A 21,472-nucleotide genomic window follows, 5' to 3' on the forward strand; every position below is an offset into this window, starting at 1 on the left:
GAACCGATAGGAGACCCATGAGATGAAAGAGATTTTCAACGTTGGCGAGACAATCTTGCTGGACGGCGCGCCGCTTGCACTGGTGACCCCCGATGGCGTCAAGGCCTGGATCGAAGACGGCGTTCAGCACAGCTTGCGCTATGACCAAGTGCGCGATCCGCTCAGCGGCCAGATGAAATACCGCTGTCTCTACGAGAAAGACGGGTCGGATATGCCGTTCGTGCTGGTAGGCAACCCTGACAGTCACGAAGGCGCGCACGTTATTCTGTTCGACCAGAAGCCAGACGCATAGCCCTTCGGAATCTTATGCCAGGTGGCGAACACTTGAGCCCCTCGGCTTCGCCCGGCGGCAGCGTCCACCTTGCAAGAGGGATGCAGACCCGTCAGGGCTGAAAGTGGATCGTGAAGGCGACCATGTGGCAAACGTCTTGGGATGGCTCAGGATGAGACAGGCCAAGACGTATTGGCACAGGAATACAGCAAGGTCAGAATTCAGGGCGGAGCCTCAGCAGCCCGGCCCCGCTTACGGGGCTTGCCCATGTCGAAACCTTCACCATTGTAGACAGTCACGCACATCGCAGCATAGAAGCCTCTTTCGCAGGTGCTGCATCGTGTTCGGCCCAGAGCGGTCGTTCATCGAGCCGCCTCGCGCCGCATTGCGGTATCTCTGAACCTGCCGTTCGTCGCCAGTCGCAGCATTCTTGACCGTCCAACATCAGGAACCGCTTTCCAACTTGAATGACCTGAAGCCTTCGGGCGAAGAGAGTGTCGCGACGATCAGCATGGGAACTGCTCAGGCTCCGTTCCCAACAGCCCAGCCCGAAGGGTGCGCCCACCACACACACGTAAACCCCATGGCTGGCGTTGTTCAGGAGGCCTACCGAATCCACTTTCAGGTCATATGGGCAACAACATCTAGCGCTTGCACGGCACATATCATACCATAAACGAGAGACCTTGCCCAACCACTACGTACCACTGGCTTGCGTTTATGGCCGCTTGGAATTCGATATGAACAATTTTCCCCGGCCCTCTGAAATCATGAGGCACAACAGACCCTATCTATTCTCGGACAGCAAAACTGAGGGCGTATACATATTGGCAAAATCCGAGCTGAGCCATCATTTGGAAAGCTTAACTCAGCGGAATCAGCACCAGGACTTTGAGATTTTTGCGCGCAAGCTGTGCGAGAGAGAGATTTGCCCGAACCTCCGTCCTCAGACCGGGCCGGAGGGCGGCGGCGACGGAAAAGTAGATACGGAGACTTACTCCGTTGCGCGCGAGATATCAGACCGCTGGTTTCAGGGACTGCCAGGCTCAGGTGCGGAAAGGTGGGGATTTGCTTTCAGCGCGAAGGAAAAATGGGCGCCGAAAGTTCGGAGCGACGTCCAGGGCATTGTTGATACAGGTCGTTCTTACGACAGAATTATATTCGTCACCAGCCGCGCGGCGCGATCCAAGGATCGCCTGCGGGTCGAGGACGAACTCGTCAAAAAGTTCAATGTTCCCGTCACGATTCATGACAGATCATGGATTATTGACCGGGTTTTTGAGCATGATCACAAAGACCTTGCATATGAATATCTGAAGGCTGGTCAGTATGACGAGTCCAAAATGGTGGTCGGGCCGCGCGATTTTGAACGGAGGAAGACTCTAGACGCACTCGAAGAACGGATCGCCAAGGGAGGACAAAACGGCGGAGAAATCACGCAGCGGGTCGTGGACGCTCTGGAAGCTGCGCAGTTGTCGAGAATGCTGGAAAGGCCGCGGATCGAAACAGTCGGTCGATTTGACCGGGCAATAAAACTGGCAAAGAAGCACGGAACTAGGCGGCAGAAAATGCAGGCCATCTATGAGGGCGCCTGGACCGATCTGTGGTGGTTCGATGAAATTGACGCCATCAATGAATCATACGAGGAGATTGAAGCGCTTGCGTTTGAGGAGAACCACGCGGACGACATATCCAAGTTGTCCAACCTGTACACGGTTCTGACTGCGCGGGTTATGCAGGGTTGGGAAGGTGCTGAGGAACTTGAGATTGAGGCGCGCGGCGAACGTCTGCGAGTCAAGGTTCAGGAGATTAGCGCAGACGCGTCCCGGCCAAACAATGCGCTTTATGGAAAGGCGCTTGGCCACCTGCTGGAGCTATCGTCTGCATCCGTCAAGACAGATGTAGAAAGCCTGGATGCAGTCTGGAACGGCCTTTCCGATGTTATTGATCAAGCACATGGACTTGGAGAATTTCCTGCTGAGATGATCGATCAAGTGATCGATGCGCTACAGCCCTTTGCTCCTGCCAGCGATGCATTCGATGCTCTGGTGCTTAAGCTAGCTGAGTTTATGGGCGAAAGGGCCAAAGAAGGAAAAGCCGGAAAAATCCTCTTTCGAAGAGGCGAGCAGCGGCTCGAAGCCGAAGAGCCAATAGAGGCCATTCGCTGGCTTGGCAAAGCGTCGATTTATTTCATGAAGGAGGAATACGCGGAAGAGCAGTTCGAAACGCTCTATTGTCTTTCTGTTGCCTATCGCGGCGCAGGCCTTCTGTGGGCAGCGCGCGCGACGTCGCTATCAGCGCTGGTCAGAATGGTCATTTTGTCAGATGGCACTGACGGCCCCAGGCCGGAGCTTGTTCCATCCGCAAGCCTCCTCGCCATGATATCCATACAGCTCGGACGGTTTGTCGATGCGCTGAATGTGATCCTCTGGCTGAACAGCCTGCATGAAGTTCTGCCCTTGTCCGATGAGGGCCGCGAAGGCCTCCGGAACAAGCTGCTTGAGTTTGACCGCCTTCTGATGTGTCAGATCGTCAACCTGGAAGCAGACGATCTCCGGGCGCTGTCCACTGTGCCCGACATGCTTGAGAAGCTGCGTTTGTTCTCGGCCCGCATGGCGTTGATACTCTTGCTGGGCCATGCCGAAAGCCTGGAGCAGGATGGCTCGATCCCTGAAGAGGGCTCGATAGATGAACTCAAAGAACTTGCAGAGCTGGCCGCTGTGCAGCCGGCGGCCCGAGACCTTCCCAAGCGCCTTCTAATGTACCAGAACCGCGAGTTTGAAGCCTCAGTGATCCTCCTGGGTGTAAAGGTGAAATTCACTGCGGACGCGTCGGTGTTCGGGCACTTGCTGTGCGAGGCCCATATCGGCGCGCTCGAAGGCTTCCTGGCAACATCTATTGAGACGGGTATGCTCGCCCACGCCTCAGAATTGTCTGTGTCGGTAGAGATATGCGAAGACCTCGGTGAACCTGACATTATTTTTGATCCGGGCTCAATGATGCTGACGGTCAAGTGGCCTGTCGAACTGGATGTCAGAGATGTTGCCCACCATCAGACGCTTTGCGATCATCTTATAGACTTTTGCGCCCGGGTTATCGACGCAATTGCTGTGGTGAATCCTGACAAGGACAACGGGTTCATGTCGCAGCTCGTAGACGAGTTTGTTATCCAGCGCAGTATCAGCTTCAGCAATGCTTGCATTGGCAATCATCGGCTTTTCGGTACGCACGCATCAACTATCGCGGGGCTGCAGTTCCTTTCCGAGAGGGAGTACCAGCTTAAGAGTGATGCGCCAACTGTGATAAGGGGAGCGTTTCTTGATGAGCGTAGGGGAGAGGACGAGGGATTTACGGACCCGGAGAAGATTGTTCAAAGTCATCGGGGTTACGTCGTCGAGTCCATCATTAACTTGCATCTCTGGGATAGGGCCGGATGGAACGGAATAATGTTTGCGGGTTATGGCCCTGCATATCCTCCCATGCTTGCGCTGATATTTCGTGATGAACAAACGGCATGTTCAATATTTTCCGGATGGCGAGATAAATTCGGGTCGCGGGATAAGGAGGATGCTATTCGGATTGCGCTCCTGAGAGGGGTTGATGCGCAGCATCCGTCACATTACCGCGCGTCGATCTCCAAGAATTTCGACCCCAAAAAGGATGGTCTGGACCCAAGCAAGAAGTTTATGCAAGCCTCGCGGATGCTAACCATGACCCCGCCAAACAGCAACAACCTGGATACGTTTCTATCTGACTTCGAGGAGAAGCAGTGTTTCATTCTGGCACCTGCGGTTCTTGGGCCTGAGGGTGAACCGCAGTTTTTCACTGACCTTTCGATTTTGAAGCGAATGCTCTATGTCCGGGAGGCGTGGGAGGTTGGCGTTCACGATCAAGACGGCATGGCACTTCGCAGTGACGACAACATCCTGGTGCCGGATGGGATTGAAAACCCGCCATGCTTTGAATTGATGGAATTGAAGAAGCGCCTTCGGGAGGCGAGATAAGACACTTGCGCCTACCATGCGATCACCTGATTCTGCCACTCAGACATCCGCTTCCGCGCAAGCAGGTCATTCGTGCGGCGCGCAGCGAACGACTGGAAGGTCCCGCAAAGCCGCCCGTCACTCAGCCTTGCTGAAATCCCGCGCGAGAATCTCCCGCGCATGCGCGACCCATTCTGGGGTCAGGCTCAGCGATTTCGCCTTGTTTTTGGGATCAAAAATCAGGCCGTTCTCGAAAAGCCGGTTGGTGATGGCCCAATCGACTCCCTTCCAGACCTGATCGCCGTAATGCAGCGTCAGGCTAAGGATCGCGAGAGCCGCATCATCAATCTTATCGATGTCGAGTGCCATCTCCCCCTCGTTTTCCTATGTCTGCCCGCTTTTCGAACCGCGGCCGCGCATCATGCATAACCCCGCCGCTTCTTTATCGCGGCAAGTTTCATCAGCGCGGTGACAGCGCGCCCTTCATCTGGATGCTGCTCAATCATCATCTGCCCGCGCGCGCCAATGCGGCCCCATTCGCGCACCAAGCTGGCGCCCCCAAAGAGATCGGGCTGAATGCTCATGCGGTAAAACCGCCGCATGTTGCAGGCTGGATCGATCCGCCGCATCTGCAGGTCGGTCGGGAACACCTCAAGTTGAGCGACAGAGTGAGACATATCGTGATCCAGCAGGCTTTCTTCCAAAATATCAGGTGGAAGCCTGCTCTTCCACCTCGATTTCCCCGCGAGGGGAAAAGGGGGCTCACGCCCCCTTCTCGAACTTCATGACCGGGATGCCCAGCTTCTTGGCCTTGTCGGCGAGGTTCTCCTGGATGCCGGTGCCCGGGAAGACGAGAACACCCACCGGCAGCACCTCCAGCATGGCGTCGTTGCGCTTGAAGGGGGCAGCCTTGGCGTGCTTGGTCCAGTCGGGTTTGAAGGCGACCTGCGTCACGCCCCGAGCCTCGGCCCATTTGGCGGCAATGAGTTCTGCGCCCTTCGGGCTGCCACCGTGCAGAAGAACCATGTCGGGATATTTGGTCCGGACCTGATCGAGCTTGCCCCAGATCAGGCGGTGATCGTTGAAGTCGGTCCCGCCAGTGAGGGCGACCTTGGGGCCTGCGGGCAGCATCACCTCGGTTTCCGCGCGGCGCTTGGCGGCCAGGAAGTCGCGGCTGTCGATCAGGGCGGCGGTCATGTGCTGGCGGTTCACCATCGAGCCGGTGCGGGGGCGCCAGGTGGATCCCGTGTGATGGACGAACTCGGTGGCTGCATGATCGCGCATCATGTCCATGCAGTTGCGCCGTTCGATCAGGGTCAGGCCTTCGGCCGTCAGGCGCTCGAGTTCGGTGGATTTCACCTCGGAGCCATCCTGCTCGCGCTGAAGGCGGCGCTGCGCCTGCTCGTTCTCATCGAGCGACCGCTCAACCCTCGCCGTGGCACGGTGGAAGAGGTTGACCTGGCCCCAGAGCACCTCTTCGAGGTCGGGTTCCATGCGGGTGTCTTCCAGGGTCGCGACGAGGGCATCGAAGATGTCGGCGACTGCGACCGCGAGGCGCTGCCCATCGGGCATCGGGCGCGGATCGGGCTCATCAAAGGGGCGGTAGCCATAAAGCTGCAGCTCGTCGAGCGCAAGGGCGGTCTGGGATGCGGTGTGGGCGGGTTCATACGTGTCGTCGTGAGTGTGGATCGTCATCTGTTTCTTGCCTCCGGGCCTGTCTCATCCGCGCGACAACCCGCGCGGCCTTCATGGGCTGCGAAAGCTGTCACTGGGGACGCCCCCTCACCCCGCCTTCGGGGCCGGAACGCATGTGGAGGAGGGCGGCAGGCAAGCTATTTGTTTCGCGATGCAAAGCGGGGGCTCGTCCCCCGCGGCGGAAATAGCTTGCCTGCCGCCCTTGATGGGGCGTCCCCTTTGACGGCCGCCTGCCCATCTCTTGAAGGCCGCTCGGGTGTCGGGTGGATGAGATTTACCCGGGAAGAGGCAAAGGTGATGATCCAAACCCGCGACAGGACTGCAGGACCCCTACTCCCTCAACCCCTGACCACCCTCTGCGCGATGCGGCTCAGCCCAACAGGCGTTGGCGATCCTCAAGCCCGATCTGCCCTGCCAGATGCTGGCGCAGCGCCTCTTTGCCGGTCGCCCGGAGATCATCGTTGAAATCCCCGAGTTGTGGCTCGAGCACATGGCACCCAATCCCGACCTCTGTGGCTCTGGCGCTCAACCTCTCTGCCGCGCGTTGCCCGGCCGGATCGCGGTCGATCGCGATGTAGAGGCGCTGCAATCCCTCTGGCAGCAGGACGGCCCCGAGGTGACCCGACGACAGCGCCGCCCAGACGGGAAGGCCCGGCACTGCCTCGAACAGGGACAGCATGGTCTCAATGCCCTCGCCGATCACGAGGATGTCGTCATGCGGGGTCAGCCTGACAGCATTGCCGAGGAGGTGACCCATGGCACGCCGCTGCGTTTTGACCGCCGCCTTGCCCTTGCCGTCGTGCGCCAGCCAAGTCCGATGCACACCCTGCAGGGCCCCTGCCCCATCGGTGACCGCAGCGATCAATGCTGGTCGGGGAATGCTCTTGGTCTGGCCCTCATCCCGATGCCAGCACGTCGGGTGGAAGCGAAGGGCGCTCATCGTGCCGCCTTGGGTGATGCCCCGGGCGCGAAGGTAAGTGTCGGCAAGCGTGCCTGCGACTGGCATAGAGGCTGCAAAGAGCCGCGCCGCCGCGGCTCGTGTGCCACCGGGGGCTTTGGGCTTCTTCGGCACTGGCGTATTCGGGAGGACCGGCTGGGGACGGCCAAGATGCGCCCGGGCCTCAGCCAGAAGGTCGGGAAAGCGGGAGATCCCGGTTCGCTCGCGGATGATGTCGAGGAGATCGCCATGCAGTCCGACAGCCGCGTCCTGCCATTTGCCACGGGCGCCCGGTCCTGATGTGGGTCCAGTCAGCCGCACGAAGAGCGACCGGCCGGGGTTGTTCTGCAAATCGCCCACGATCCAGTAGGACCCTTCCCGCCGTCCGGCGGGAAGGTAGGCGCGACACACGCTCTCTGCGTTCTCCGCCAGAGCGCGGATCACATCTTCAGTCTCGGAATACATGGCTCAGCACCCTCCACGCGCATGTAGTCCTGTCACGGGACAACGTGCAAGCAGACGATCAAGCACTGCGATGCCGCTCGAGTCCGCTGGGCAGAAGAGCCGCAGCTTCCAGGCGATGATCTCCGAGAAGAACCCATCTGCCTTGAGCCGGTCCTTGGCGGCACCCAAAAAGCCCGACAGCTCGATCCGGTTGACGCCCATAACGCGCGAGCGGTGCAGCTCCATCCCTTCGGCCAAGCGCACGACCGTCTTGCCTTCCAGAACAAGGGCATGGACCTGCGCCGCCGTGAGCTTCGGAGCATCGGCGGCAAGTGTGGTCGCGACCCACGACGGCGAAACGCGGCGACCGATGATGCGCTGACCGTCATCGGTCTGCAGCCGGTAGACGCGGGTTTCATCCTGGGGGAGCTGCTTCCAGATCGGCAGCAAGAGGCCCGCCACGATATGCAGGGTGGTTTCCGAGAACTCCGGCACTTCAGCCAGTTCTGCCCTCCAGGCTTCATTGAAGGCCGCGCGGTCGGCTTCGAGCCAATGGGTGTCGTCCATGATCTTGGCCGGAACCGTGCTCGCCTCCAGCGGGCGGATCAGCCGCAGGCGGGGTTCGATGGTGCCATCGTCCAGCATCAGGCTGGTCGCGGGCACCTGCACGGCAGCCCGGCCCGAGCGGCTGTTGACCAGTAGCCGCGCCTTTGGGTCATCGAGCCAGTCGAGCGCATCCGCCAGTGACAGCGGTGTATTGCGCTGCTTTTGCGCGATGCTCAGCAGCTGGGTTTCCGCGCCGGAGCCGGGATGGGTGTAAATCACCCGCGCATCTGTGACGCGGAAGCTCTCGGCGCGCAGCGTCTCAAGCCCGAGGTCGTAGACCCCGGCGGCGATAGCGCCCTCGATCCGTTGGTCGAGGAGTTCCTCAAAGGCCGCGAAGAGTACAGCCTGCATGTCGATTGTGAGCGCCAGCAGGCGATTGAGGAAGGTGGTGATCGGCGGCAGGTCATCCTTCAGACCGTTGTCATCAGTCAGGCTGAGGCCGGTCGCATCCTCAAACGCCCCGAGCGAGCAGCCCGCAACATCACCGCGATAGAGGCGGCGGTAAAGCTGGCGCAGAGCGTCGCGGGCATAGGGGGACTCGAGATTGTCCTCGGGCCGGAACAGCCCCTGCCCGCCGGTTTGACGCTGGCCGCGCGTGATCGCCCCGAGCGTGTCGAGGCGACGCGCGATGGTGCTGAGGAAGCGTTTCTCTGCTTTCACATCGGTAGCAACGGGCCGGAACAGCGGTGGTTGCGCCTGGTTGGTGCGGTTGGTGCGGCCCAGTCCCTGAATGGCCGCATCGGCCTTCCAGCCCGGTTCCAGGAGGTAGTGGACCCGCAGGCGCTGGTTCTTCGCCCCGAGATCGGCGTGATAGCTGCGCCCCGTGCCGCCGGCATCCGAGAAGATCAGGATGCGCTTCTGGTCATCCATGAAGGCGGCGGTTTCCGCGAGGTTGGCAGAGCCCGCCCGGCTTTCCACGACCAGGCGGGCGGCAGCACCCTCGCCCTTCCTCACAATGCGCCGCGAGCGTCCCGTGACCTCGGCCACGAGATCGGTGCCGAAGCGCTGGACGATCTGGTCAAGCGCGCCGGGCACAGGCGGCAGGCTTGCCAGATGCTCGATCAGCGCATCGCGCCTGCGCGCAGCTTCGCGACATTCCACCGGCTGGCCGTCGCGCGTGACAGGCCGCGAGGAGAGGTTGCCTTCGCTATCGGTGAAGGGCTCGTAGAGCTGCACCGGAAAGGAATGCTGCAGATAATCCAGGCAAGCCTCTCTTGGCGTGATGTCCACCCGCACATCGTTCCACTCGTCCGTGGGGATGTCCGACAGGCGGCGCTCCATCAGCGCCTCGCCCGTCGAGACAATCTGGATGACGGCCGCGTGGTCTGCGGCGAGATCGGCGTCGATGGCGGCGATCAGCGTGGGAGTTTTCATCGAGGTCAGCAGATGGCCGAAGAACCGTTGCTTGGCGGACTCGAAAGCCGAGCGGGCGGCGGACTTGGCCTGGCGGTTCAGCGTACCGCCGGATTCGCCAGTAATGTTGGCCGCTTCCAGCGCCGCGGACAAGTTCCGATGTATGACTCCGAAGGCGAGCGCATATGCATCATAGATCCCGCGCTGCTCCGGCGTCAGCGCATGTTCCAGCATCTCGTATTCGACGCCGTCATAGGACAGCGAGCGCGCCGTGTAGAGGCCAAGCGACCGCAGATCGCGGGCCAGGACCTCCATCGCGGCAACGCCGCCAGCTTCGATAGCTTGCACAAATTCCGCCCGCGTCGAAAACGGAAAGTCTTCGCCCCCCCAAAGCCCAAGCCGCTGCGTATAGGCGAGGTTATGGACCGAGGTCGCCCCCGTGGCCGAAACATAGACCATGCGGGCATTCGGAAGTTTGTGCTGCAGGCGCAGACCCGCCCTGCCCTGCTGCGAGGCCGTGACATCGCCGCGCTCACCCTTGCTTCCTGCGGCATTCGCCATGGCATGGCTTTCGTCAAACAGGATCACCCCGTCAAAATCCGCCCCAAGCCAGTCGACGATCTGATCGACGCGGGATTTCCTGGCGCCCCGCTCCTCGGAGCGCAGCGTGGCATAGGTGGTGAAGAGGATGCCTTCGGTCAGCGGGATGTCTTTGCCTTGCGCGAAGCGCGACAGCGGCGTCACCAGCAAGCGTTCCTGTCCGAGTGCGGACCAGTCGCGCTGCGCATCCTCCAGCAGCTTGTCGCTTTTGGAGATCCAGAGCGCTTTGCGCCGACCCTGCGCCCAGTTGTCGAGCAGGATGCCGGCGGACTGGCGGCCCTTGCCCGCCCCGGTGCCATCGCCAAGGAAGAAGCCGCGGCGGAAACGGACGGCGTCAGCGGCATCGTCCGGCGCGGCCGAGACCATGTCGCCGGTCTCATCGACGGTCCAAGACCCCGCGAGATAAGCGCCATGCGCCTCGCCCGCGTAGATCACAGTCTCAAGCTGCGCGTCGGACAGAAGGCCATCGCGCAGGATGGCGGCTGGAAGCTTGGGCCGGTAGCTGGGTTTTGGGGGCGCGACCGAAGCCATGGCCGCAGATTGCACAAGCTTGGTCGGGTGCGGTTCCGCTCCGGGAATGTCGATCGCCTGCAGACGGAAGGTCTCATAAATAGCATCCGACAGGCGCGCGCTGGCCCCGTCCTCGGTTGCATCGCGCAGGGTATAGGCGAGGTCTGCGGCCTCGATCTGCACCGCGGTGTTGGTGGGGGCTGTTGCAGGCGTGGCGCGCGTCGAGCTGATGCCTGTGCGCGTGGTGCGGGCAGGATTTCCCGGGAAGGGGGAAGTGGGGCCCTGCCCGGCTGGTGCGACCTGCGCCAGTTCGAGGCGCGGGGGGACATGGGTAGTGATCAGCGACAGCAGGCTGGCGACATCAGGCGAAATCGGGCGCGCCAGATCGGCTGTGATGCCGCCCGCCTCGCCACCGAGGCATTTGTCGAAGACCGAAATCCGCGTCTCGAAGCTGGTGCCGTGCTTGGCGAAGGCCGCACCCGACACAGCACCCGTAAAGACCAGATGCGCGGTCTGGGTCAGGCGACCGAAGGTCTCAGCCCAGGCGGGCGCATCGGGCGCGAAACTGGCACCGGTGATGGCGACCAACCGTCCGCCGGGGACCAGACGCGCAAGCGCCGAGCGCAGATGCCGGGCTGTCGCCTCGGTGGTGCGAGCGTCGACATTGGCCACCGCCGAGAAGGGCGGGTTCATCAGGATGACGCTCGGGCGCAGGTCCGCGTCGAGATGATCGTCGATCTGGGCTGCGTCGAAGCCCGTGACCGGAAGCCCCGGAAACAGGCGGCGCAGAAGATCGGCGCGGGTGTCGGCCAACTCGTTCAGCGCGAGGCTGCCGCCCGCGATTTCTGCGAGGACCGCCAGAAGGCCCGTCCCAGCCGATGGCTCCAGCACCAGATCGCGCGCGGTGATCTGTGCTGCAGCCAGTGCCGCCAGCCCCATGGGCAGCGGTGTCGAGAATTGCTGGTACCGCTCCATCTCTTCAGACCGCCGCGTATGGGTCGGCAAAAGGCCGGACACCTTGGCAAGAATCGGCAGCAGAGCCGCGGGCGTGCCCGCCCGGGCCAGGAGCGCACGGCCGAACTTCCGCAGGAACAGGACCAGCGCTGCCTCGCCCGCTTCATAGGCCAGCTTCCAGTCCCAGGCGCCGGTCGCGTCAGAGCCGCCAAAGACGCGCTCCATCTCAACGCGCAGGCGAAGCGCGTCGATCTGGAAACCCTGCGCCAGATCGGGCTGCAGCGCCTCGGCCACGCTCAAGATCGCAGTGGCCGTATCGAGGGGCGGGATGGGGACAACAGGCGCAAGCGTGCGCTCGGACGCAAAAGGGGCGAGATGGGTCATCGGGAAACTCCGGAAAGAGGAACAGGATCAGGCCCGGACACCCTCTCTCGGGCACCCTCAGGCCTGATCTTCCCCGGCCCTCCTCTTCCTCTCAAACCCCATGATTTCCCCAGGCGGCTTGCTTTTGTTCCTGTTATGTTCTATACTGAAGGTCGAGCTAAGAAGGGAGATCCCCGATGGAAAGCACCACTTACGCCCTCCCCGCGACGCCAAAGCAGATTGCCTATGCGCGGTCGCTGGCCCTGCGCAACCAGACGCTTCTGCCGTGGGACGTTCAGCAAGATCGGCGCTCCTTGAGCGCGTGGATCGATGCACAGGCCAAGCTGAACCTGGGCGCGCAGGACAGCCGCGCGTCATCAAAACAAGTCGCCTTCGCCGAGCGCCTTGCCCGCATCAAACGCCGCGCCGTGCCGGATGAGTGTTTCCGCGACAAGGGGCTGATGTCGAAATGGATCGACGGGAACAAGTGAGCGCGGATCAGCGGGACTGTTTTCCCTTCAGAAGTCGATCCAGATGGAGTCAATGCGTTTGCCCACCGTGCCATCTTTCCGAAACCGTTGTCCTTCAACGATGAAGAATGACCGGTTTTCGGTGATGTTCATGCTCGTCCGAGAGACTTGAATGCGCGTGATCTGGCCCTTGTGTGATTGCACCACGACGTCGCCCAAAGCGATGCCCAAAATGGTGCAGCACAGATCGGCTCGTTCGGCCTCGATCTCTTCACCCCAACGCTCCATCTCGTCTGACAAGCGATCCCATGCCCTTCTCGCAGCCAGCATCGGGTGATCGCCCCCGAACCAGATGCGATCCGCGATGGCGATCTGGTCGTCCGGGATATCCCGCTCCAAGGCATAGGTGCTGCGCTCCAACATCTCGTGCACACGTTCGGCCTCGATCAGCGCCCGTAGACGGGGCCAATGCTGCTTTATCCGCACGCGGCCAACCGCTGGCGGGATCTCCACTTCCTTCGATGGCATCAGGTCGATCGGCATGATGTCACGCAAGGCGACCTTCTCGGTCTTGAAGGTCTCGGTGTCAGCGCGGCGGTAATGCGGTGCATTCATGGTGCAATCTACCCAGAGTTCGGTGGCCGATACGCAAAGCTGACTGCTGGCTGTCGTGTAGTTTTCCGCAGAATAGACATGATGCGCGGACCACGCATGATCGAGGGTGACGAGCGGCATGACGACAAGCGCGAGCTTCTGATCCCGCACCAACATCGCCAACTGGGCTATACGCTCCTGCAAATGCGCCGTCAGTCGGATCAGGATGGACGGTTCTTTCCGGTCCTCATCGAAGCAGCGGTCGGCGCGGGGCAGAACAATGACCTGTGGCTTTGCCACCGGAAGCATCTTGTCGACAAGACCCGCAAGGCTTTGCGTGACGCCATGGCTCAACGCGACATCGACATCGCCATTCTTGACCCAGACGAGGTAGCGGTTCTGGATGAGGAGCAGCAGCTGTGTGGCGATGTAGGGAGGCATGTCCCTGATCTGGTTGGACACAACCTTTGTGGTCCCAGGGTCGCCTCCCTTCGCCACGAACTCCAGAAGCGCCTGGTCGACGAACTTACGCTGAATCGGCGACAGCCTGACGGCGCCCGGACGCGGACACGAGCGCGCGAGGGCTTTCCGGCGCTCCTCGATTTCGTCGCGAAATGCACGCAGCGGAGGACGCCGTGGCGCTTGTCCTGCTTCTACGCGCGCCCAATATCCTCGGGGCGGTTTCGGCACTTGAAGGCGCGCGCAGAGCTTGGCAACGGCAACGTCCGAGATGCCCATGTCACGCGCGACCTCCACGGTCGGCTTCTCCCAAATGAGAGCAAAAAGCTCCTCGCGCGATATATCCATTCTCAGCATCCAACACCCACAGGCCTTTGTTCCGAATAGAGCTTTTTAAGTCGACAGGCCATGACTTCGCCCTGCCTAAGGCAAGCCGCCGCACGAACCAGATGACGACGTCGACAGGGACCCGAGAGAGCGTTGATCAGGGCAAACAGCGCCGGGAACATGATCATGGCGCAACCTTTTGCCACATCTCAGCTTGGCAAAATCCATACGTTTGCCAATCTATGATATCGCGCCACAAGCGTTTATGCATATCTATGATGTTGCAATCTTAGCCTTGCTGCCATATTATAGACCTGCATTTCATGCAGGAATGCAAACTCTCAGGTTGGCACATGTCCGTCACTCGCGCGAAGCAACGTCAGGCCCAAAATAGGATCAACCAGGCTGCCAGCCTGGCAAAGTCGCTTGCAAAGCCGTTCGGTGGCTGGATCGCCACGTTTCAGGAAGCGATCGGGATGAACGCGCCCGCCCTTGCCGAACGTCTCGATGTTTCGCGCAACACGATCTATGCATCAATCCGGAATGAGCAGGCGGGAGCGATCTCGCTGAACCAGCTCGAGAAGATCGCCGAGGCCATGGGCGGACGTCTCGTCTATGCCATCGTCCCGCGCGAAGGCCCGGTCGAGGAGATCGTCCTGGCTCAAGCGCGCACGAAAGCCCGCCGCATCATCCAGCGCACACGGGCGCATATGGCCCTCGAAGAGCAGAGTGAGGGCCTGCGCAGCGAGGCCGAGATGGTCGAGGACCTGGCGGCCGACATCATCCGTGAAGGCCGCCGGGATTTCTGGCAATGACGCTGGAGCTTCATGAACCCGCTGGGGCGACACCCCTGACACCGGACGAATTGCTTGGCCTCAGGGCCAAGCACATCGCGACCCGCGGCGAATTGAACGAGCTCGAAGGCGAAAACATCATCGCCGGCCTGACCTGGCTCGACCGACGACCCAAGTCGTTCGATCTGCTGACCGATGCTGCCGTCCGCGAGATTCACAAGCGCCTCTTCGGCGAGGTCTGGGACTGGGCAGGCGTCTATCGCCTGACCGAGAAGAATATCGACGTGCCGGTTTGGCACATTTCAACCGAACTGCGCACCTGCCTTGATGACGCCCGGTACTGGCGCGACCACAAGAGCTTTGACCCGCTGGAAGCCACGGCGCGCCTGCATCACCGCCTGGTCTGGATCCATCCCTTCGCCAACGGCAACGGACGTTGGGCGCGGATCATGGCAGACGCCTACCTGGCAAAGATCGACCGGGCCATCTTCCTCGACTGGTCCGGCGGCGGCACGCTGAACGCCGACAGTGCACACCGCGCGGCCTATATCGCGGCGCTGAGAGCGGCCGATCAGCACGAGTTTGACCCTCTCGTGACGCTCGTCAGGTCAATTGCCCGATAGTCCTCACCCGAACCGCCGCCCTTCTTCGGTGAAGGTGTATTCATTGGCGATGATGCCGTCCTCAACGGACTCGTCCGAGGTAAGGTGGTCGTATTCACTCTGAAGCTGACGGTAGAGCCAGCGGGCAAGGTCGCGTAGCGCCTCGGTCACGATCTCCTCTGCGTCCTCGGTGGGCGGCTGCCAGGTTGGGCTTTCGCGCGTGACGTCGATCGACATGGTGTATTCGTGGTAATAGCGGCCGCGGTGGCTGACCTCGGCAGCAAGCTGGTAGAAGTTCCGCCGCTGGATGGCCTGCAGCCGGTCGGCGATGCCATGCAGAGTGGCATCCGTCGGGGCGTAGTCCCGGATGCGCGCGGCTGCGCCCTTGGAGTGGGACCAGTGGCTTTCGAAGCAAGCACCGTCCCCCTGGCTCCAGAAGCCGGAGAACCAGATGCAAGGCTTGGCCCGCGTCCCGCCGCCCATCAGGCGGACGGGGGTGGTCTTCAGGCGGATGCCGAGGATTTCGCAAACCCCCTCGAAATCCTCATAGACCGCGTCCCACCAGTCGTCTTGGGGCTCAAGCTCGCGATACCAGCTGCGCGCCTTTTCCTTGGCGACGTCTGAGAGTTCAGGGAACTGGTAGACTGTTGTGCAAATGACCTCAGGCATCGACGTCCTCCCCGTTCAGCGCGGCGGCCAGCCATTCTTGCGTGCTCGTCCAGCCGATGGACTTGCGCGCGCCGAGATCGATGACATGCGCGCCGCCGCCGAAGGCGTCGAGGCGAGGCCGGGAACAGGTCAGCCCGTACTGGAACCCCCAGAGGCCGGTGAGGTCGAGGTCTTCCGCAAGGCGCAGCACGAAGCGGATAACCGCCTCGACATCGCCGTGCTCGTCGTCATGGACCCAGAGCGTGCTGCCCTCGGGCGCGTCCTGGTGCGCAAGAGTGAAGCCCGCGACCTCCGGGTCATCGGCGTCCTGATCCGCGGCGCGCAAGGCCTGGAACAGGGTAAGGGCCCGGGCGGCCTTTTCGGGGCTGCCGACGTCGATCAGGCATGAGAAATGGGTGAAGTAATCCGCCATGGGGATCTCCTGAACTGGGAAGACCCGGCCGAGAGGCCGGGCGCTGGATTGGGATGAAAGGGTGGTTGAGGCTATTAGCCGGTTGGCTTGTCGTCCGACGCCTGTCGCGCCGAATGGGCGCAGAGCATCTGCCGGTAGAAGCGCTTGCGCGCCGTCCGAAAGCCGCGCACGGCGCGCGTGTCGGGTTGGAGCGCCCGGACCGCCGCCCGCAGAACTGTCTGGGGCGATGCCGTCGGCGGCAGACCGAGGCGCAGGTATGCGAGATCAGTCATGTCAGCTGACCTCGACCACCGACGAGGCGAGATGCGGGTCGACCTTTGCTTCGATCCGCTCGGTCCGGCCCATCCATGGCTCGGGCCGGATCGACTTCACCCAGTCGGCGAAGCTCGGGATGAAGCCGAGGTCTTCCTTCACATGCTGCTCGCCCACCCAACGCGTCGGGATGACGCGCCCGGTCGAGAGCGTGAGCGTCGGACCGAAGATCGTCTCCGCCATGAAGATGCCCTCGGCATGGTGGCGCAGCGCCCGATGCCGGAAGTCTGCGGTGATCTCCTTGGAGGCATCGAACCAGGCGTGCACGGCCAAGGTATCGTCGACGGTGCCGCCCCATTTCTTCACCGAGGAAAGGGCGTGATGATAGGGATGTGCCATGCTCGCCCCCTCAAAATTCATAATTGTAGAGTTCGGACGAGGTGAAGCGCTCGTTGAACTCCAGATGAATGCAACGGGCACTGGCGTCGAAACAGAACTCGCCATAGGCGCCGTCGTTGTTTTCCCATCCTCCGTGGGTGTCGCTGAGAAAATCGTAGGCCATCTGCTCGACGACATCCTCGAGCGAGAGCTCCCGCATCTCGACTTCGGGGTTATCCCAAGTCAGCGCGGCGTAGGCGATCTGGACGTCAGGGAAGTCGACGGCCGTCTCGCCGGACCAGGCCGAAATGCTCTCGATCTGGCCACTGTCGCCATAACCGTCGAAGACCACAGTGACGTGGGAGATACCTGCCGCGGCAAGGCCGTCGAACAGCCGATCCTTGTTGGCCGGACGCAGGGCCGTGACCCGAGCATCGCGTTCTGCCTGTTGTGCCAGCATCGCGGCGAAATCGATCCTGGACGGCGCCATCGGGGCGGCGAGGGTGGGTTCAGTCTGGGTCATGGGGTTTCTCCTGGAAAGGTGGAAGGGTGTGAACCGGGGGCTTTCTCTCGCCCCCTGAAGGCTCAAACCCTCCCCCTGCCCTCCTCTGCCTCTCGGGCGTCACGCGGCAATCTGCAGAGCCCGTGCTGCAAAGCTACGCCAGAGCGGATCGACAAGACGCGCGTCGAGGAGATCGGCGCGGTGACGCAGCCGCTGCGCAAGATCGGCCTCGCGCCAGTCAGCGGCGCGGAGGGATTGCGCCCGCAACTGGCTTGCCTCGGTCACAACCGCCCGTGCCTCGGCGGCGTTCGCGACAGGATGACGCCATGCAACAGCACCGTCAGTGGCAGCCCCGGCCAGAACGAGGCGTTCGTCGCGGTCGAGGATCGCCAGGATTTGCAGCGCATTATCGGGCGTGAACTGCTCTGCGTGATCAATCGCACCCTGCATGGCCTCGGCCAGAGTGGCGAAACGATCAAGAACCTTTTGGCACGCCTGCCCCGACATCATGGCGGCAGGCGCTCGGGCTGCCATCGTCAGGGCGAACGGCAAGCCGTGATCTGCAACCGCACTCTGGAAGCTTGGTGTAAAGCCGGTTTGGCGTGTGGTCGGCGGGACTGGGAGGGGAAGGTCAAACATATAAATATCTCCGACGGCGCGGGAAGCCTCTCTCCCCACCTCATCCGTCAAAAACCAAACCGCCGCACTTTTCCTCGAAAGGGGCGACGGCGATGCTTCAATGCGAGACGTCAGATCTTGCCGAGACCCCGCAGACTCAGCTCCGTTCCGGCTCCCACGATGATGTGGTCGTGCAGCGTCAGGCCCAGGTATTTGCAGCCCTTCTGGATCTCCTTGGTCATGCTGAGATCGTCTTCCGATGGGGTCGGATCGCCCGAGGGGTGGTTGTGGATCAGGATCAAGGCGCTGGCGTTCAGCATTAGTGCCCGCTTGATCACCTCGCGCGGATAGACCGGGACGTGATCGACCGTGCCGACCGACAGCAGCTCATCCGAGATGATGCGGTTCTTGCGGTCGAGATAGAGGACATGGAACCGCTCCACGGGCCCGCGCACGGTGAGCGCGCAATAGTCACGCACCGCCTGCCAGCTGCCGATGACCGGGTTTTGGCTGAGGTAACGACCGAGGATGTCGCGGGCGGTGAGGATGATTGTTTCTTCCTGTGGGGTCATGGCTATCTCGCTGAAACGAATGCGCCGCGGCCCCTGCCCTGTCTGGGGCGAGACCAGCGGCGCATAAGGGGAAAGAGGAGCGACCACCGCATGTGCAGGCGGTCGCTCTAAAGGAGTTGCGTCAGCCGACCCGATCGAGAAGCTTCTTGGCGTGGCCTTCCAGGGTAAGCCGGGCATCCTGCTGGGTTTTCTCACGCGCGAGCCGTGTGATCCCCTGAACAAAATCGAAGATGCTCTCGGGCGGATGGCCCTCTTCCATCAGCACTTTCTCGATGATCTTGCCGCTCTCCACCTTCGAGAAGCCGCGCTTGCGCAGGAAGTCCGTGCGATCCTCATCGCTGCGTGCCACTATCTGCTGTCGCGCCGCCTTGATGCCGTTCATGAAGCTCTGCGGCGAGGAATTGGCAAACCGGGTCAGCGCGGGCGCTGCCTCGTGGGCAAAGCGGGAAGCTGCGTATTTCGAGTGCCGGATCTTGATTTCCTGAAAATCCTCGACGCCCCAAAGGTTGCGGTTCTGGCAGACCGCGCGCAAATAGAAGCTCGCCATGCCGAGCGTCTTGGCACCCACCTCGGAGTTCCAGCAATAAAAGCCCCGGAAGTAGAGATCGGGGGAGCCATCCGGCAGCTTGCCAGCCTCGATCGGGTTGCGATCGTCGACCAGGAACAGGAAGACATCGCGGTCCGAGGCATAAAGCGTGGTGGTATCACGGCTGATTTCGACATCGGGATTGTAGACCCCGGTCGACCAGTCGAGCACACCCGGCACCTTCCAACGCGTATCGCCCGTGCCATTGCCAGCAATCCGCTGCACGGCTTCAACCAACTCATGGTCATGGATGCGGCCATAATCAGGACCGGTGACAGCGCGCAGTTCGGTGCGGCCATCCTCGGTCTCGAAGGTCTTGACCTGCTCGGCGCGGTGATTGGTCAACCCATATTGCAGGTTGATGCCCGCCAGCGGCGCGGGCAGCTGCCGCAGGTAGGAGGCCGGCGCGCCAACGATGCTGGCAAGCTGGCCGAACGCCCAATGTGTGGGCGCGACCGGTTCTTGTGCCTTTGGCAGCATTAAGTGCAACCGCTCGGGGTTGTCGCGCGCGGCCTCGACCCGGATATCCGCCATCTGCACCACACGGCTGCGACTGCGCTCGGACCGACCCTTCACATTGGCCCAGAGATCATCGAGCGAGAGATACCGCTCATCATCGGGACGATTAAACCATTCGGACGACACACGCCCGTTCCGCTCGCCCCGGCTCACATCCACCTTGTAGCCACCCGTCCGTGCTGGCTGCGCAGGGTCCAAAACTTCCACAACGCCCATTGGCTATTCCTCCGTGACAGGCGCTGGAAGCCACTCTCCCAGCCTTCAACCCATCGCGAAAGCAACCAGCCTCGCTCTTACTCTCAAACACAGGCTGAGATGGGAACGCCGCCTGTTGGCAAGCAGCCCGGCGCAGGCCCAGTGACACCGGGTGCTGATCTAATTGTTCGGGCTAGACTTCAAGCTGGCCACCGCATCAAGGAAGGCCTGATCCAGAACCGGATCGTCCCATTTGCCAGCGACAGCCATCCAACGATCAAGGTCCTCCCGGAAACCCGGATCATCGCTCTTCATGTGAAACGTGAACAGGCGATTGACGATGTCCCGCATCAGGCTTGCCATCTGGGCGTCGTCGATATGGGCGGCCTCAAGCCATGGTATTTCGCGGCCCTCCGCATCGATCACGAGGACATCGGAATAATCCCCCGTCCTGGTTGTTGGCACCGTGCCTGCGTGCAGGTCTTCGAGGCGCGAATTGCGGATGCAGATCATGGCCATGATCTTCGCAAGATTGGCCGCGATGCGGTCTTCGTCAGCGGGTTTCATGATCAAATCCTCATGTGGTAGATAAAAATCGACTGTCGGCTTGTGAGACACAGGGACAGGATCATTCGTTGAGATAAGCCGTCCAGTTTTGCCGCGCATGCACAATACGCAGCACGTCCAGCCAGCTGGCTTCGATCCGATAGAGGATGAGATGGGACCCTGAGCGGTACACCCGCACCGGTGGGCGAATTTCGAGCCGTTCGCGCGCGATTTGCGGGTGTCGGACCAGAATGGACATATCGCTGCCAATCGCGCGAATGTAGGTTTCAGCCTGGCCAACAGACCAGATGCGCAGGGTGTAATCCCAGATCGCGTCCAGATCGCTTAATGCTGCGGGAGACAGTCGGTATTCAGTGACCGTTGGTGTCGGCATTCTGATCTCGCTTGCGGGCAAGGAATGCTTCGACATCCAAATGCCGCGCGGGACCACTGGCGATGCCCTCATCGACGAGCTGTTGCAGCTCCGCAATGGCGCGGTGGCGGTCCTGATCTCGGCGGATCAGATCGCGCACGTAGTCACTGGCGTTGCTGTAGCGCCCATCCTTGGTTTGCGCCTCGACCCAGGTCTTCATCGGATCGGGCAATGAGACATTCATCGTGGCCATGGTCTTGATCTCCTTTCTTATGAAGATGGCATAGATTGCCAAATTTTGTCAATAAGCGCGCCAGCGCCAGACTGGACCTAACCGTTTACGGCGCACCCCGAACCCGGCGGGTTGTCCCGCCGGGCCCGAGGTGGAGACCCCGTTCTTCAGAACGGGATCTCGTCGTCGCGGTCGACCAGCTCGGGGTCTTGTCCCTCGGCCGACTTCGGGCGGCTGAGGAAGTCGACCTTTTCGGCGATGATCTCGCAGCCGTAGCGATCGTTGCCCATGCTATCGATCCACTTGCTGTAGTGGATACGGCCGTGGACGAGGACCTTCATGCCCTTTTCGCAATGCTCCGCGACCGTCTTGCCGAGACCGTTGAAGCAGGTGATGCGGTGCCATTCCGTGTCCATGACCCGGTAGCCGTTGTCGTCGCGCAGCACGCGACCTTCCGCGAGGCGGGGGCGCGAGGTGGCGAGGCTGAAGTTGGTGATCTGGGTGCCGCCCTGGGTGGTGCGGGCTTCGGGGTTCTGGCCGATGTTGCCGGCGAGGATGACGATGTTCTGCATGATAAGCTCCTGTGTTTCCTGTCTTCGGGACTGTCCCTTCGACAAGACCCTGAAAAAGCCCGTCGGGTGACGCGTGCACGGTGG

At 61.5% G+C, this 21,472-nt stretch carries 23 protein-coding genes; 5 read left to right on the top strand and 18 right to left on the bottom strand.

The features are described from left to right. Positions 1-22 precede the first annotated feature (22 nt). Positions 23-292 (top strand): hypothetical protein, encoded by a 270-nt coding sequence (locus tag SULPSESMR1_RS23800; RefSeq protein WP_089423525.1) that lies wholly within the window; start codon positions 23-25, stop codon positions 290-292. A gap of 719 nt (positions 293-1,011) precedes the next feature. Continuing rightward, complete coding sequence (locus SULPSESMR1_RS23805; RefSeq protein ID WP_157729118.1) at positions 1,012-4,275, top strand: hypothetical protein; 3,264 nt, start codon at positions 1,012-1,014, stop codon at positions 4,273-4,275. 117 nt (positions 4,276-4,392) lie between these two features. On the opposite strand, the gene SULPSESMR1_RS23810 is transcribed toward SULPSESMR1_RS23805, so the two are convergent. The 5 genes from SULPSESMR1_RS23810 to SULPSESMR1_RS23830 all read right to left on the bottom strand — a co-directional run bounded on the left by SULPSESMR1_RS23810 (position 4,393) and on the right by SULPSESMR1_RS23830 (position 11,737). Continuing rightward, on the bottom strand, positions 4,393-4,623 hold the full coding sequence (locus SULPSESMR1_RS23810; RefSeq protein ID WP_089423527.1) for a DUF6429 family protein: 231 nt from the start codon (positions 4,621-4,623) through the stop codon (positions 4,393-4,395). A gap of 50 nt (positions 4,624-4,673) precedes the next feature. Then, complete coding sequence (locus tag SULPSESMR1_RS23815) at positions 4,674-4,931, bottom strand: WGR domain-containing protein (RefSeq protein ID WP_067296573.1); 258 nt, start codon at positions 4,929-4,931, stop codon at positions 4,674-4,676. Between the two features lie 85 nt (positions 4,932-5,016). Next, positions 5,017-5,949 carry a DUF2493 domain-containing protein gene (locus SULPSESMR1_RS23820; RefSeq protein WP_089423528.1) on the bottom strand — a complete coding sequence of 311 codons (933 nt, stop codon included), beginning with the start codon at positions 5,947-5,949 and terminating at the stop codon, positions 5,017-5,019. Between the two features lie 370 nt (positions 5,950-6,319). After that, on the bottom strand, positions 6,320-7,351 hold the full coding sequence (locus SULPSESMR1_RS23825) for a DUF7146 domain-containing protein (protein WP_089423529.1): 1,032 nt from the start codon (positions 7,349-7,351) through the stop codon (positions 6,320-6,322). A 3-nt stretch (positions 7,352-7,354) separates the two neighbouring features. Further along, the gene (locus SULPSESMR1_RS23830; RefSeq protein ID WP_089423530.1) at positions 7,355-11,737 is read right to left on the bottom strand and encodes a bifunctional class I SAM-dependent methyltransferase/DEAD/DEAH box helicase; all 4,383 of its coding nucleotides are present in this window, start codon (positions 11,735-11,737) and stop codon (positions 7,355-7,357) included. A gap of 176 nt (positions 11,738-11,913) precedes the next feature. Between SULPSESMR1_RS23830 and SULPSESMR1_RS23835 the strand changes: the two genes are divergently transcribed. Beyond that, the gene (locus SULPSESMR1_RS23835) at positions 11,914-12,207 is read left to right on the top strand and encodes a hypothetical protein (protein ID WP_089423531.1); all 294 of its coding nucleotides are present in this window, start codon (positions 11,914-11,916) and stop codon (positions 12,205-12,207) included. A gap of 27 nt (positions 12,208-12,234) precedes the next feature. Here the strand turns inward: SULPSESMR1_RS23835 and SULPSESMR1_RS23840 are convergent, their stop codons facing one another. Further along, positions 12,235-13,587, bottom strand: coding sequence for a hypothetical protein (locus tag SULPSESMR1_RS23840; RefSeq protein ID WP_089423532.1), 1,353 nt, complete (start codon positions 13,585-13,587; stop codon positions 12,235-12,237). Between the two features lie 332 nt (positions 13,588-13,919). On the opposite strand from SULPSESMR1_RS23840, the gene SULPSESMR1_RS23845 reads away from it, so the two are divergent. Further along, positions 13,920-14,381, top strand: coding sequence for a hypothetical protein (locus SULPSESMR1_RS23845; protein ID WP_089423533.1), 462 nt, complete (start codon positions 13,920-13,922; stop codon positions 14,379-14,381). Then, positions 14,378-14,983 carry a mobile mystery protein B gene (locus SULPSESMR1_RS23850; protein ID WP_198362931.1) on the top strand — a complete coding sequence of 202 codons (606 nt, stop codon included), beginning with the start codon at positions 14,378-14,380 and terminating at the stop codon, positions 14,981-14,983. Before SULPSESMR1_RS23845 ends, SULPSESMR1_RS23850 begins: the two co-directional genes overlap by 4 nt. Positions 14,984-14,986: 3 nt before the next feature. On the opposite strand, the gene SULPSESMR1_RS23855 is transcribed toward SULPSESMR1_RS23850, so the two are convergent. From SULPSESMR1_RS23855 to SULPSESMR1_RS23910, 12 genes are all read right to left on the bottom strand, one after another. Then, a complete protein-coding gene (locus SULPSESMR1_RS23855) occupies positions 14,987-15,631 on the bottom strand; it encodes an antitoxin of toxin-antitoxin stability system (RefSeq protein WP_089423534.1) in 645 nt (214 codons plus the stop codon). After that, positions 15,624-16,043 carry a hypothetical protein gene (locus SULPSESMR1_RS23860; protein ID WP_089423535.1) on the bottom strand — a complete coding sequence of 140 codons (420 nt, stop codon included), beginning with the start codon at positions 16,041-16,043 and terminating at the stop codon, positions 15,624-15,626. The genes SULPSESMR1_RS23855 and SULPSESMR1_RS23860 overlap by 8 nt, the downstream gene beginning before the upstream one ends. A 74-nt stretch (positions 16,044-16,117) precedes the next feature. Continuing rightward, entirely contained in the window at positions 16,118-16,315 is a 198-nt protein-coding gene (locus SULPSESMR1_RS23865; protein WP_089423536.1) for a hypothetical protein, read from the bottom strand. Position 16,316: 1 nt separating this feature from the next. Further along, complete coding sequence (locus SULPSESMR1_RS23870; RefSeq protein ID WP_089423537.1) at positions 16,317-16,694, bottom strand: DUF6915 family protein; 378 nt, start codon at positions 16,692-16,694, stop codon at positions 16,317-16,319. A gap of 10 nt (positions 16,695-16,704) precedes the next feature. After that, entirely contained in the window at positions 16,705-17,196 is a 492-nt protein-coding gene (locus SULPSESMR1_RS23875; RefSeq protein WP_089423538.1) for a DUF6878 family protein, read from the bottom strand. Between the two features lie 99 nt (positions 17,197-17,295). Further along, a complete protein-coding gene (locus tag SULPSESMR1_RS23880) occupies positions 17,296-17,814 on the bottom strand; it encodes a DNA repair protein RadC (RefSeq protein WP_089423539.1) in 519 nt (172 codons plus the stop codon). Positions 17,815-17,924: 110 nt separating this feature from the next. After that, the gene (locus SULPSESMR1_RS23885) at positions 17,925-18,365 is read right to left on the bottom strand and encodes a JAB domain-containing protein (protein WP_089423540.1); all 441 of its coding nucleotides are present in this window, start codon (positions 18,363-18,365) and stop codon (positions 17,925-17,927) included. Between the two features lie 121 nt (positions 18,366-18,486). Continuing rightward, the gene (locus tag SULPSESMR1_RS23890) at positions 18,487-19,686 is read right to left on the bottom strand and encodes a DUF932 domain-containing protein (protein WP_089423541.1); all 1,200 of its coding nucleotides are present in this window, start codon (positions 19,684-19,686) and stop codon (positions 18,487-18,489) included. 159 nt (positions 19,687-19,845) lie between these two features. Further along, positions 19,846-20,232, bottom strand: a complete 387-nt coding sequence (locus tag SULPSESMR1_RS23895; protein WP_089423542.1) for a hypothetical protein — start codon at positions 20,230-20,232, stop codon at positions 19,846-19,848. A gap of 61 nt (positions 20,233-20,293) precedes the next feature. Beyond that, positions 20,294-20,605: a type II toxin-antitoxin system RelE/ParE family toxin gene (locus SULPSESMR1_RS23900; RefSeq protein WP_157729119.1), complete on the bottom strand. Its 312-nt coding sequence runs from the start codon at positions 20,603-20,605 to the stop codon at positions 20,294-20,296. Then, positions 20,583-20,837, bottom strand: coding sequence for a type II toxin-antitoxin system ParD family antitoxin (locus tag SULPSESMR1_RS23905; protein WP_089423552.1), 255 nt, complete (start codon positions 20,835-20,837; stop codon positions 20,583-20,585). The genes SULPSESMR1_RS23900 and SULPSESMR1_RS23905 overlap by 23 nt, the downstream gene beginning before the upstream one ends. A 146-nt stretch (positions 20,838-20,983) precedes the next feature. Beyond that, positions 20,984-21,388 carry a single-stranded DNA-binding protein gene (locus tag SULPSESMR1_RS23910; protein ID WP_089423468.1) on the bottom strand — a complete coding sequence of 135 codons (405 nt, stop codon included), beginning with the start codon at positions 21,386-21,388 and terminating at the stop codon, positions 20,984-20,986. Positions 21,389-21,472: the final 84 nt, after the last annotated feature.

It is taken from the genome of Pseudosulfitobacter pseudonitzschiae, from assembly GCF_002222635.1.
GTDB lineage: Bacteria > Pseudomonadota > Alphaproteobacteria > Rhodobacterales > Rhodobacteraceae > Pseudosulfitobacter > Pseudosulfitobacter pseudonitzschiae_A.